Below are 12982 nucleotides of genomic sequence, written 5' to 3' on the forward strand. Positions count from 1 at the left end.
ATAAACTTTATCATTGCTTAGATGATAGAATAAGTTATAAGTGAATTTGGAAGGGGAATGTTTATGGCAACAACCGGTTTTCATGTAGCTGTTGTAGGCGCAACAGGTGCAGTTGGACAACAAATGCTTCTTACATTAGAAAAGAGAAACTTTCCAATAAGAAAGCTTACTCTTTTATCTTCCTCAAGATCAGCAGGTACAGTTTTAAAATATAAAGATGAAGATATCGTTGTTCAAGAAGCAAAACCTAATAGTTTTCAAGATGTTGATATCGCCCTTTTTAGTGCCGGCGGAAATATTTCGAAATTATTTGCACCAGAGGCTGTAAAACGTGGTGCTATTGTTATAGATAATACGAGCGCATACCGAATGGACCCTGAGGTTCCGTTAGTAGTTCCGGAGGTAAATGAAGAAGATTTAAAACTACACAATGGTATTATAGCTAATCCTAATTGCTCTACAATTCAAATGGTGGTTGCACTTGAACCTATTCGCAAAGCATATGGATTAGAGAAAGTTATTGTATCCACTTATCAAGCTGTATCCGGAGCGGGAGCCGCAGCAATAGATGAATTGAAAAATCAAACTCGTGCGATTATTGAAGGTGAAACCATTGAACCGAAAATTTTACCGGTCAAAGGTGATAAAAACCACTATCAAATTGCCTTTAATGCGGTTCCACAAATCGATAAGTTTGAAGAAAATGGTTATACATTTGAAGAAATGAAAATGATAAACGAAACGAAGAAAATCATGCATATGCCACAATTAAAGGTAGCGGCTACATGTGTGCGGTTACCTGTAGAAACTGGTCATTCAGAATCTGTGTATTTTGAAATAAACCGTGAGGGAATTGACGTAGAAAATATCCGCACATTATTAGGTGATGCCGATGGTATTATTCTTCAAGATAATCCAAATGAACAATTGTACCCTATGCCTGCATATGCTGTAGGGAAGAAGGATGTATTTGTAGGAAGAATTCGTAAAGATTTAGATGAGGAAAATGGTTTTCATATGTGGGTAGTTTCAGATAATTTATTGAAGGGTGCGGCTTGGAACTCCGTTCAAATTGCTGAAAGCTTAGTGAAACTTGGATTGGTAAAATAAAGTGGCTATTTAATAATTAGTCAGAGTTAAAGTAAAATTTAGAGGTGTTATGATGAAACTGATTGTGCAAAAATTTGGTGGTACATCAGTACGCGATGAAAATAGTCGCTTACATGCATTAAAGCATATAGAAAAAGCATTAGATGACGGCTATAAAGTTGTTGTAGTAGTATCCGCTATGGGGAGAAAAGGCGATCCATATGCAACAGATACATTTTTGTCATTAGTAAACGGTTCAAAAACATGTTTAAATAAACGTGAACAAGATTTACTTCTATCCTGTGGTGAAGTTATATCAAGTTTAGTTTTTTCAAATATGCTACAGGAGAAAGGGATTAAAGCGACGGCATTAACAGGTGCCCAAGCTGGGTTTCGAACAAATTCCGAACATACAAATGCAAAAATTATCAATATGAAGTGTGATCGTTTGCTTAAAGAACTTAAAATGCATGATGTCATCGTAGTTGCTGGGTTTCAAGGTGCCACTGCGGGTGGAGATGTAACTACAATTGGACGTGGCGGTAGTGATACCTCTGCAGCGGCCCTTGGTGTTGCCTTAAACGCGGAGTGGATTGATATATTTACAGACGTTGATGGAATCATGACAGCGGATCCAAGAATAGCAGAAAAAGCAAGACGATTGCCGATTGTAACCTACACAGAAGTGTGCAATATGGCCTATCAAGGTGCAAAAGTTATTCATCCGCGTGCAGTAGAGATTGCAATGCAAGCAAAAGTACCTATTAGAATTCGCTCGACGTACTCGGATGATTTAGGCACTCTAGTTACCTCCGTCAATCGACAAAATAAAGGAACAGATATCATAAGGGAACGTCTTATTACAGGAATAGCCTACGTACCAAAGGTTGCTCAAATCAAAGTCTTAGAAAAGGATGGGCAATACAATTTACAATCTGTCGTATTTAAAGCAATGGCAAGTGAAAAAATTAGCGTAGATTTTATTAATATTTCACCAACTGGGGTTGTGTACACAGTTGCAGAAGAGCTAATTGATCGAGCGGTTATTGTTTTGAAAGATCTTGGCTATAATCCGATTGTTGAAAGAGGATGTGCAAAAGTGTCCGTTGTCGGTGCAGGCATGAATGGTGTGCCGGGAGTTACTTATAAAATCGTATCTGCACTTTCTGAAAAGGGCATTCGCATATTACAATCGGCAGATAGTCATACAACCATATGGGTGTTGGTTAAGGAGCAAGATTTAGTCGAAGCAGTTAATGCCCTTCATGATGTATTTAATCTTCAGGAGGAACTAACTGGAGTAATGAAATAAAGGAGTGAGTTGGATGGCTCATTTTGGTCGGGTTGCCACCGCTATGGTTACACCTTTCGATAAGAAAGGAAATATTGATTTCCAAAAAACTAGTCAATTAATTGAATACTTAATTGATAACGGTACAGATTCATTAGTTGTAGCTGGAACAACTGGAGAATCCCCAACCTTAACAACGGAAGAAAAATTAGCTCTCTTTCGTTTTGTTGTTAAAACAGTTAATGGGAGAATTCCGGTCATCGCCGGAACAGGAAGTAATAATACGTATGCTTCAATTGAATTAACAAAAAAAGCTGAGGAAATCGGTGTGGATGCTATTATGATTGTAGCACCATATTACAATAAACCGAATCAGGAAGGGATCTATCAACATTTTAAAACGATAGCGGAATCTACATCCCTACCAGTTATGGTTTATAATATTCCCGGGCGGTCTGTTATTAATATTGAACCTAGCACGATTATTAAACTTTCGCGGATACCGAATATTATTGCTGTTAAAGAGGCGAGTGGAAGTTTAGATGCTATGACTGAAATCATTGCTAATACGGATGAAAACTTCGAATTATATAGCGGAGATGACGGAATAACATTACCAGTATTATCAATTGGCGGGCAAGGAATTGTATCTGTTGCTTCCCACGTGATTGGAAATGAAATGCAAGAAATGATTCAGTCCTTTTTAGATGGGTCCATTGAAAAAGCAGCAAAAATGCACCAAAAGCTGTTACCGATTATGAAAGGATTGTTTCAAGCACCAAGTCCTGTACCAGTGAAAACGGCACTTCAACTTAAAGGGTTGGATGTTGGTTCAGTACGCCTTCCGCTAGTACCATTAACGGAAAATGAACGACTTGAATTAACTAATTTACTAAAAAATTGATAAATGAAAAAGGACTGATAAAAAAATCAGTCCTTTTTTTCAATGCTTTTGTCCAAATTTCTGAAAATAATGGTAATATATATACATATACTTTTGTAGAGGAAGATAGTAGTGCAGAAGGTTTTTATTTACATATTTGCTTATTTCATCGGGCAATTTTTATTTGCTCATATTGTAGGAGTACTGTTATATCGCAAAAATGTATTTCATTTAGGAAGTGGAAATCCAGGTGCAAGGAATGCTGGACGTTCATTTGGAAAATGGGGATTTCTACTTGTCCTGATTGGAGATATGCTTAAGGCATTTTTAGTATGTTTGTTAGCCGATAAAGCCGGTATAGGAATTATTGGACAATCCATCGCATTAATTCTTGTATTATTAGGGCATATGTATCCAGTAATCTATAAATTTAAGGGAGGGAAAGGAGTAGCTTCCTTTATCGGGGGATTATTATATATATCGCCTTTCTCGACTTTTAGTTTTATTGGTGTGTTTATCATATTGTTTCTTATTTATCGCTCATTTACGAAATCTGGTCTTATAGCAATCATGACGACACCAATTTTCTTATATTTGTATGAAAGTAATTTATGGGTAAGTATTGCTATTACCATAATTGCAATCATCATTATATTAAGACATACAGATAAAAAAGTAATTGTGGGGGATGAACAATGAGTTTTATTGTTAAGATGGCAAGGGAAAAAGAAGAAATTGATCAAATATTGAATTTAAACTATGAGACTTTTGTTGAAGAAATTCCGCAACATCATATAAACGATAAAAGAAAGCTTGTGGACCGATTTCATGAAGAAAATGAATACATCATCTGCAAGGAAAATTCTGATGTAATTGGAATGTTGGCCTTACGGGATACTCGTCCTTTCTCACTTGATGAAAAACTGGGTTCAATTGAAAATCACTTAAATATTAGCTTTTCTAAACCTTGTGAAGTTCGTTTATTAGCCGTAAAGAAGAACTATCGAAATGGAAGGGTATTTGCAGCTTTAACAGGGGGATTGATTCGTTATTGTTTACAACGCGGCTATGATATTGCATTTATTTCCGGAACAACTCGACAAAGTAAATTATACCGTCACTTAGGTTTTGAATCCTTTGCCTATTTAGTTGGATCAGAAGATGCGTTGTTTCAGCCAATGTATTTAACTAAAAAAACGTATATGAAAAACAAAAATTTACACGCGTTCACACAAATTTCTTCTTATTTACCCGGACCGGTAACCATTGATGCTGAAGTGAAAGCCGCCTTTGATGATCAACCAGTTTGGCATCGTTCCGAAGACCATTCCACCATCGTTCACTCGGTTAATAAGAAGTTAACTGCGTTGACTAATGCTCAAAATGTCGTAGTACTAACCGGTTCAGGGACATTAAGTAATGATGCTGTGGCTGCTCATTTATCTGGATTAGGGACAAATGGGTTAATTATATCGAATGGTGAATTTGGAGAGCGATTAGTCGATCATGCCAACCGATTCCAACTACAATTTGATCATTTATTCTATCGATGGGGAGAGGAATTTGATTTTCATAAAATTGAAGAGAAGTTAGCGAAAAAGAATTATGATTGGTTATGGTTTGTTCACTGCGAAACATCAACAGGTATGGTGAATGATTATTTTTCATTAGAAAGGTTATGTAGGAATTATTCAGTTAAACTATGTGTTGATGCCATTAGTTCAATCGGAGCAGTGCCTTTAAATTTTGATTCTATTTATTTGGCAACTGGTGTTTCGGGGAAAGCAATTGGAAGTTATACAGGATTATCCTTTGTGTTTTTTAATAATCTTGAAGATACAAATTATCACATCCCACGGTATATAGATATAAAGTATTATCAAAAAAGCAATGGAATTCCATTTTCCCAAAATTCAAATTTATTTTTAGCGCTTAATACTGCACTTAAAAAGTTTTCAAAAACGGACTTTTATAATGAGAGACGTTCCGTTTATTTTCAAGCATGTGAATTATTTAAGGAAAAAGGATTTACGTTTGTCATTGATGAGCAAATTTCATCACCTTGTGTGATTACGATCGAATTGCCAAAAGAGCTTTCGTCACTTGCATTTGGCGAGGATTTATATTTAAATGGATTTTTAGTACATTACCGGAATCGATATTTAGTTGAAAAAAATTGGCTGCAAATTGCATTAATGAATTTTGACAGTGATCTTAAAAAAATTAACATGTTAAGCAATACGATGGAACTTCTTTTAAATGATCAATTACAATTAATTTAAGGAATTTGTCACACCTTTCAGCTTTGCTGGGAGGTGTAGTTTTTAGTAAAAAGTTTTGAGGGGATATTAAAAATTTCATAAAAACAAATAATCGTTAATATTTAAAAATTAAATTATAGATTGATGTGTAAATTCGATTTCGATTATAATGGCTATAACTGATTTAGTTCGGAAATTCATCCTAGGAGGAACAAAGTTTTGAAAAAGAGAAAAAATGAAACGATAAAAATAATACCACTTGGAGGAGTAGGTGAAATTGGGAAAAATATGTATGTAATAGACATCGATGACGATATTTTTGTTATAGATGCGGGATTAATGTTTCCTGAGAATGAAATGCTAGGTATCGATATCGTTATTCCTGATATTACATATTTGGAAAATAATAAGGAGCGTATCAAAGGTATTTTCCTTACACATGGACATGAAGATGCAATAGGTGCTTTACCATATATTTTAATGAAAATTAATGTACCTGTCTATGGAACAAAATTAACCATTGCATTAGCAAAAGAGAAATTAAAAGAAATAAAAGTAAAAAGACAGGTTGAATTTGTTATCATTCATTCCGATTCTTTATTACAATTTGAAACAGCTGATATTAGTTTTTTTAAGACAACGCACAGTATTGCAGATTCAGTCGGGATCTGTATTCATACGTCTGAGGGGAATATTGTTCATACCGGTGATTTTAAATTTGATCAAGGTGTGCAAGGTGCATATCGTGCGGAGATAGGCAAAATGGCGCAAATTGGTGAACAAGGTGTTCTCTGTCTTTTATCCGATAGTACCGAGGCTGAACACCCGGGGTTTAATATATCAGAAACATTAGTTGCTACCGAAATGTCAAATGCTTTTCACTCGGCAAAAGGTAGAATTGTATTAGCTTGTTTTGCGTCAAATCTACTTCGTATTCAACAAGTTTTTGATGCAGCATTTGAGAATGGAAGAAAAGTGGCACTTGTTGGAAAAAGCTTAGAAAGAATAAACGATATTGCATTTAAACTTGGCTATTTGCATGTGAAAGCGGAAGACCTAATTATCCCTGTCCAAGATATAGAAAAATATGATGACGATAAAATTGTTGTTTTAGCTACAGGTAATCAAGGAGAGCCATTTGCAGTTTTACAAAAAATGGCCAAGCGTAATCACAAACATATTAATATTAAACAAGGGGATACGGTTATTATTACAGCAAGTCCTTCTCCGGGTTTAGAGTTATTTATGTCCAAAACAATCGATATGTTGTATCGTGCAGGTGCAACTGTTCTATCCGGTTCAAATAAAGTGCACGTAACTGGACATGGACTGCAAGAAGATTTGAAATTAATGTTAAATTTAATCAAACCAAAATATTTTATTCCGGTTCAAGGTGAATACCGGATGTTAATTGCCCATGGTAAGCTTGCTGCACAAGTTGGAATTACGAGAGACCGCATATTCATTCCGGAAAAAGGAGAAGTTCTTGAATATAAAAATGGGAAAATGAGTGTTGGAGGAAGGGTTCCTTCAGGAAATGTATTAATCGATGGAATTGGTGTTGGTGATGTCGGAAATATCGTATTACGTGACCGTAGACTATTATCTCAAGACGGAATCCTCATTGTTGTTGTTACATTAAATAAGACGAAAAAAATGATTGCTTCAGGTCCGGAAATTATTTCACGCGGGTTTGTATATGTAAGAGAATCCGAACAATTAATGGGTGAATCAACAAAACTAGTTCGTGATATCGTTGAAAAAAATATGTCTAAAGATGCCTTTGATTGGTCCAGCATTAAACAAGAAATTCGCGATCAATTAAATTACTACCTATATGACAAAACAAAGCGCAGACCAATGATTCTGCCGATTATTATGGAAGTTTAATAAAGAATTAAAATTACTAGGTGATTATTGTCACCTGGTTTTTTTATGAATGAAAAATGAATGTCAGCAAATACTATAGTTTAATGAAATATTTGTCAATGATAAAGGAGTTTTGAGATGGAAAAAGATATTAGGATGGAACAACCATCCCCAGAAAAACAGGATGAAAATAAGGATAAATCGGCATTAGTAGATAAAATCCAACAACTTGGACAAACGAATGTTCCGCAACTTTCACAAGACACCAATATTCATTGCTTAACAATTGTTGGTCAAATTGAGGGTCATATGCAGTTACCGCCACAAAATAAAACAACTAAATATGAACATGTGATTCCTCAAATTGTAGCAATCGAACAAAATCCAAAAATTGAAGGTCTTCTAGTTATTTTAAATACGGTTGGTGGTGATGTTGAAGCTGGTTTGGCTATATCGGAAATGCTCGCCTCCTTATCAAAGCCAACTGTATCTATTGTATTAGGAGGAGGCCATTCAATCGGCGTACCGATAGCCGTCTCTTGTGATTACTCATTTATTGCCGGAACTGCGACAATGACGATCCATCCAATTAGACTAACAGGCCTTGTCATTGGAGTTCCTCAAACATTTGAATACCTTGACAAAATGCAAGAAAGAGTAATAAATTTTGTTACCAAACATTCAAATATTAATGAAGATGTTTTTAAAGAATTGATGTTTGCAAAAGGAAATTTAACGAGAGATATTGGAACGAATGTAGTAGGAATCGATGCGGTAAAAACGGGATTAATCAATGAGGTCGGTGGCGTTGGGGAAGCAATGAAAAAGCTAAATGAATTAATTGATTTGAATAAATCTCAAAACAGTACTGAAGGTATGATTCAATGATTCTTTATACGACAACACCACATGAATTGATTTTTCCATGTGATCAAACTGCATTTGAAAACTATAAAACGATTTCCTATCAAGGTGTGCCGATAGTCGTTGAACAAACAGAAAATCATTATCGAATCGTGCAAGTTTTGAGCAGTAATCCAAATGATTTTATGAAAGATGAATTGGCACCGGGACAACTAATTTCGTTCATATAATTTGCTAGAATTTCCCCTACCAAAGTAGCTTATGCTATAATAAGGAAAAATGAAAGCAGCCACGACTGGCTGCTTTCTTATATAATTTAAGGTTTTGTGAGGGTGAAATAGATGGCGAAAAGGAAAAGGCGGAGTAAAAAATCACAGCAAATAAAAACGAATATCCGTTTTGAATTGATTGGTATCATTTTAATAGCGCTTAGTTTAATTTCAATCATAAAGCTTGGAGCTGTTGGTAAATCCCTTGTATATTTTTTTCGCTTTTTTCTTGGTGAATGGTACATGGTCGCTTTAGTTTGTATGATTTTTCTTGCAGTTTATTTAATGGTTAGAAGAGATTGGCCATTCTTTTATAGTCGCAGGCTATGGGGTGTATATGTGGCGATGATAAGTTTACTCCTCTTAAGCCATGTGAAATTATTTGAACAATTAACAAGGTCAGGACATATTAAAAATCCAAGTGTTATTAAAAATACTTGGGATTTGTTTTGGCAAGAGATTAAGGGCGAGACGTCAACACCTGATCTCGGAGGTGGAATGATTGGTGCAGTTTTTTTCGCTGTTTCCCATTTTTTATTTGACTCATTAGGAACGAAAATACTCTCCATTGTTTTACTTGTTATTGGATTTGTTTTAATTACCGGTAAATCGGTTGGGGTATTATTCGAAAAAATTGGTCATCGCACAAAAGAATTTGCCGGTCAGCAATGGGAAGCATCTAAAAAGGAGTTACATGAATGGAAGGCGGAAAGAAAAGAAAGAAAAGAAAGAAAAGAGCAAAAAGAACAAAAGCCTTTCGTAGATATACATAATCACGAGGAAAAACAATCTATGACTCCTGATCATGATAATGAAATCAAGCCAATCATCTCAAGTTTTACTGAAAGAGCATTTCCATTAGTTGAAGAGGAAAAAATAAAACAAGATTTATCTAAAAACGAAGCTATTCAAAAGAAAACGAATGAAGAGATAGTTGAAGAAGATATTACTCCTAGCATAACTTTTACAGAAGTAGAAAACGAGGATTATCAATTACCGGCAATAACTTTATTAAAAAGACCGAAAGCAACGGATCAAAGCAAAGAATATCATTTAATTCATGCGAATGCTGCAAAGCTTGAACGAACTTTTCAAAGCTTTGGGGTAAAAGCCCGGGTGACACAAGTGCATTTAGGGCCTGCAGTTACTAAATACGAAGTACACCCGGATGTCGGGGTAAAAGTAAGCAAAATAGTTAGTTTAAGCGATGATATCGCCTTAGCTTTAGCTGCAAAAGATATCCGGATGGAAGCACCGATTCCTGGTAAATCAGCAATAGGGATAGAAGTTCCAAATTCAGAAGTAGCTGTCGTATCTTTACGTGAAGTATTAGAAGCGAAAGAGTTAGATAATCCGGAATCAAAGTTGCAAATTGGCTTAGGGAGAGATATTACCGGGGAGGCGGTCCTTGCCGAATTAAATAAAATGCCGCATCTCCTTGTCGCTGGTGCTACAGGAAGTGGTAAAAGTGTATGTATTAATGGAATCATCACAAGCATTTTAATGAGGGCAAAACCACATGAAGTTAAGTTAATGATGATCGATCCTAAGATGGTTGAATTAAATGTTTACAACGGTGTTCCACATTTGTTAGCTCCCGTTGTAACCGATGCAAAAAAAGCATCACAAGCCTTAAAAAAAGTAGTTAGTGAAATGGAAAGAAGATATGAATTATTTTCCCATACAGGGACACGAAATATTGAAGGCTATAATGATCATGTGAAGCGCCATAATGTTGAAACTGGTGAAAAACAACCGTTATTACCGTATATAGTCGTAATTGTGGACGAGCTTGCAGATTTAATGATGGTAGCCTCAAATGATGTGGAAGATTCAATTACACGATTAGCGCAAATGGCACGTGCTGCAGGAATCCATTTAATTATTGCTACACAAAGGCCTTCAGTTGATGTTATTACAGGTGTTATTAAAGCAAATATTCCATCAAGAATTGCCTTTGCCGTTTCTTCGGCGACTGACTCTCGTACGATTCTTGATATGGGCGGGGCGGAGAAATTATTGGGGAGAGGGGACATGCTCTTCCTACCTGTTGGTGCCTCAAAACCGGTGCGTGTCCAAGGAGCTTTTTTATCAGATGATGAAGTTGAAGAAGTCGTTGATTTTGTCATATCTCAACAAAAAGCCCAATATCAAGAAGAAATGATTCCTGATGATACACCGGAAGTGGTTGAAACTGTCGATGACGAATTATATGATGATGCCGTTCAATTAATAGCTGAGATGCAAACTGCTTCGGTATCCATGTTACAAAGACGATTTAGAATTGGGTATACAAGAGCAGCTAGATTAATTGACGAGATGGAAGTTAGAGGAGTAGTGGGACCGTATGAAGGTAGCAAGCCACGTACGGTCCTAGTCCCTAAACCATCCGAAGAACAAAGTTCATAGTTATTTGCAAGCGGAAATAAATGATTTTCCGCTTGTTTTATTGTCTGAGTATAAACAATTTTTCCTTTAAGTCGCTTTTTTTCGACAAAACGAAAAATTTGTATTTATACTAATCGAAAAAAATGTTATAGTATTTTCGATTAGTAGGAATAATTGATCAGAGGTCTGATGTCTTAAGAAAGTTTGGTGGGTTCATTATGTTAATTAAAACAGATAGCCGACATTTATATCTGCAGGTAATTGATCGTCTAAAAAAAGACATCGAAGCAGGAATTTATAAGGAAAAAGAGAAACTGCCATCTGAATTTGATTTAGCAAAACAACTTGGTGTCAGTCGTGCAACATTGCGCGAGGCTCTCCGGATATTAGAAGAGGAGAATGTGATTACTCGCCGACATGGTGTCGGTACATTTGTTAATCCTAAGCCTATTTTCACTTCAGGAATCGAACAATTGTATAGTGTGACCGACATGATTAAACAAGGTGGAATGGAACCGGGAACCATTTTCTTAAGTTCAAAGACCCAAGTACCATCAGAGGAAGATATTCATCGTTTTTCATGCAATGAGGAAGAGGAGATTGCGGTTATCGAAAGAGTACGAACTGCCAATGGGAATCCAGTCGTCTATTGTATTGACAAAATCCCTAATAATCTTTTTCCTTGGGAGTTTTCATACAATGACGGATCCATCTTTGATATTTTAGAACAAAAAAATGGTAAGAAGATCACACATGCCGTAACCCAAATAGAACCAATCGGGTATCACGATAAGGTATCTCAAATTTTGGAGTGTGATCCTGAAACTGCTTTATTAGTTCTAAAACAACTTCATTACAATGAAAATGATGAACCAGTTCTATACTCTGTGAATTATTTTAAAGCGGATAGTTTTAGTTTTCATGTAGTTAGAAAACGGATCTAGCTTTATTCTATTATTCTACTAAATCAAAATTATAGGGGGTTCAAAAAGTGAAAAAGCGTAAAATTGGATTCGCTCTCTCACTAGTATTAGCTGCAGGAACATTATTAGGAGCTTGCGGTACAAGTGACAAAGAAGGTACGTCAGGGAAAAATGACAAAAATGACAACTTCACTGTTGCATTAGTAACCGATGTTGGTGGTGTTGATGATAAATCATTTAACCAATCAGCATGGGAAGGTCTAAAAAAATTTGGGGAAGACAACGGGTTAAAAAAAGGTACGAAAGGTTTCGATTACTTCCAATCAAAATCTGATGCAGATTACAAAACAAATCTTAATACAGCAGTTCGTAACGGCTTCGACTTAACTTATGGTATTGGTTATAAGTTAAAACCTGCAATTGAAGAAATTGCCGGTCAACGTAAAAATAGTCACTTCGCTATTGTTGATGACGTTATTAAAGATAAAAAGAATGTTGTAAGTATTACATTTAAAGAGCATGAAGGATCATTTCTTGTTGGTGTAGTAGCTGGATTAACTACTAAAACAAACAAAGTTGGTTTCATTGGTGGAACCGATAGTGACTTAATTAATAAATTTGCTGCCGGTTTTCAAGCTGGCGTGAAGGCGGTTAATCCTAAAGCTGATATCAAAATCGATTTTGCGGGTGCATTTGACAAAGCAGACAAAGGGCAATCAATGGCATCAGCAATGTACAATTCCGGTGTTGATATTATTTATCATGCAGCTGGTGGAACAGGTAACGGTGTGTTCACAGAAGCTAAAAACATTAAACAAAAAGATCCTAATAAAAATGTATGGGTAATCGGTGTTGACCGTGACCAGGTTGATGAAGGTAAAGTTTCTGTAAATGGTAAAGATTACAATGTAACACTCACTTCCATGATCAAGCGTGTAGATTTGGCTGTTCAAGATTTGTCTAAAAAAGCTAAAGACGGTAAATTCCCAGGTGGCGAACAAATTGAATACGGCTTAAATGAAGATGCTGTAGGCATTTCTCCATCAAAAGACAATGTATCGGAAGATGTGCTAAAAGCAGTAGATGAGTGGAAACAAAAAATTATTAAAGGTGAAGTAAAAGTACCATTAAAACCGACGAAATAA

At 35.8% G+C, this 12982-nt stretch carries 11 protein-coding genes; all 11 read left to right on the forward strand.

Annotated elements, in window-relative coordinates:
* The first annotated feature begins 63 nt into the window (after window positions 1-63).
* The 11 genes from asd to MKY81_RS13465 all read left to right on the forward strand — a co-directional run bounded on the left by asd (window position 64) and on the right by MKY81_RS13465 (window position 12982).
* Entirely contained in the window at window positions 64-1110 is a 1047-nt protein-coding gene (gene asd / locus MKY81_RS13415) for an aspartate-semialdehyde dehydrogenase (protein ID WP_084347735.1), read from the forward strand.
* Window positions 1111-1162: 52 nt separating this feature from the next.
* A complete protein-coding gene (gene dapG, locus MKY81_RS13420; RefSeq protein ID WP_066233194.1) occupies window positions 1163-2401 on the forward strand; it encodes an aspartate kinase in 1239 nt (412 codons plus the stop codon).
* Between the two features lie 13 nt (window positions 2402-2414).
* Complete coding sequence (gene dapA / locus MKY81_RS13425) at window positions 2415-3284, forward strand: 4-hydroxy-tetrahydrodipicolinate synthase (protein WP_066233197.1); 870 nt, start codon at window positions 2415-2417, stop codon at window positions 3282-3284.
* A gap of 111 nt (window positions 3285-3395) precedes the next feature.
* Window positions 3396-3962 carry a glycerol-3-phosphate acyltransferase gene (locus tag MKY81_RS13430; RefSeq protein WP_341118032.1) on the forward strand — a complete coding sequence of 189 codons (567 nt, stop codon included), beginning with the start codon at window positions 3396-3398 and terminating at the stop codon, window positions 3960-3962.
* The gene (locus MKY81_RS13435) at window positions 3959-5545 is read left to right on the forward strand and encodes an aminotransferase class V-fold PLP-dependent enzyme (protein WP_341118033.1); all 1587 of its coding nucleotides are present in this window, start codon (window positions 3959-3961) and stop codon (window positions 5543-5545) included. The genes MKY81_RS13430 and MKY81_RS13435 overlap by 4 nt, the downstream gene beginning before the upstream one ends.
* Window positions 5546-5743: 198 nt before the next feature.
* The gene (locus MKY81_RS13440) at window positions 5744-7414 is read left to right on the forward strand and encodes a ribonuclease J (protein WP_341118034.1); all 1671 of its coding nucleotides are present in this window, start codon (window positions 5744-5746) and stop codon (window positions 7412-7414) included.
* A 117-nt stretch (window positions 7415-7531) separates the two neighbouring features.
* Window positions 7532-8281, forward strand: a complete 750-nt coding sequence (locus MKY81_RS13445; protein WP_066233209.1) for a ClpP family protease — start codon at window positions 7532-7534, stop codon at window positions 8279-8281.
* Window positions 8278-8487: a YlzJ-like family protein gene (locus tag MKY81_RS13450; RefSeq protein WP_066233212.1), complete on the forward strand. Its 210-nt coding sequence runs from the start codon at window positions 8278-8280 to the stop codon at window positions 8485-8487. Before MKY81_RS13445 ends, MKY81_RS13450 begins: the two co-directional genes overlap by 4 nt.
* A gap of 111 nt (window positions 8488-8598) precedes the next feature.
* Window positions 8599-10935, forward strand: coding sequence for an FtsK/SpoIIIE family DNA translocase (locus MKY81_RS13455; protein WP_341118036.1), 2337 nt, complete (start codon window positions 8599-8601; stop codon window positions 10933-10935).
* Window positions 10936-11132: 197 nt separating this feature from the next.
* Entirely contained in the window at window positions 11133-11858 is a 726-nt protein-coding gene (locus MKY81_RS13460; protein ID WP_066233220.1) for a GntR family transcriptional regulator, read from the forward strand.
* A gap of 47 nt (window positions 11859-11905) precedes the next feature.
* Window positions 11906-12982: a BMP family lipoprotein gene (locus tag MKY81_RS13465; RefSeq protein WP_107919917.1), complete on the forward strand. Its 1077-nt coding sequence runs from the start codon at window positions 11906-11908 to the stop codon at window positions 12980-12982.

The sequence above is a fragment of the Heyndrickxia sp. FSL W8-0423 genome (genome assembly GCF_038009395.1).
Lineage (GTDB): Bacteria > Bacillota > Bacilli > Bacillales > Bacillaceae_C > Heyndrickxia > Heyndrickxia sporothermodurans.

Coding starts and splice junctions, on each gene's coding strand:
- asd (WP_084347735.1), top strand. CDS start 64: ATGGCAACAACCGGTTTTCATGTAGCTGTTGTAGGCGCAACAGGTGCA.
- dapG (WP_066233194.1), top strand. CDS start 1,163: ATGAAACTGATTGTGCAAAAATTTGGTGGTACATCAGTACGCGATGAA.
- dapA (WP_066233197.1), top strand. CDS start 2,415: ATGGCTCATTTTGGTCGGGTTGCCACCGCTATGGTTACACCTTTCGAT.
- MKY81_RS13435 (WP_341118033.1), top strand. CDS start 3,959: ATGAGTTTTATTGTTAAGATGGCAAGGGAAAAAGAAGAAATTGATCAA.
- MKY81_RS13445 (WP_066233209.1), top strand. CDS start 7,532: ATGGAAAAAGATATTAGGATGGAACAACCATCCCCAGAAAAACAGGAT.
- MKY81_RS13450 (WP_066233212.1), top strand. CDS start 8,278: ATGATTCTTTATACGACAACACCACATGAATTGATTTTTCCATGTGAT.
- MKY81_RS13455 (WP_341118036.1), top strand. CDS start 8,599: ATGGCGAAAAGGAAAAGGCGGAGTAAAAAATCACAGCAAATAAAAACG.
- MKY81_RS13460 (WP_066233220.1), top strand. CDS start 11,133: ATGTTAATTAAAACAGATAGCCGACATTTATATCTGCAGGTAATTGAT.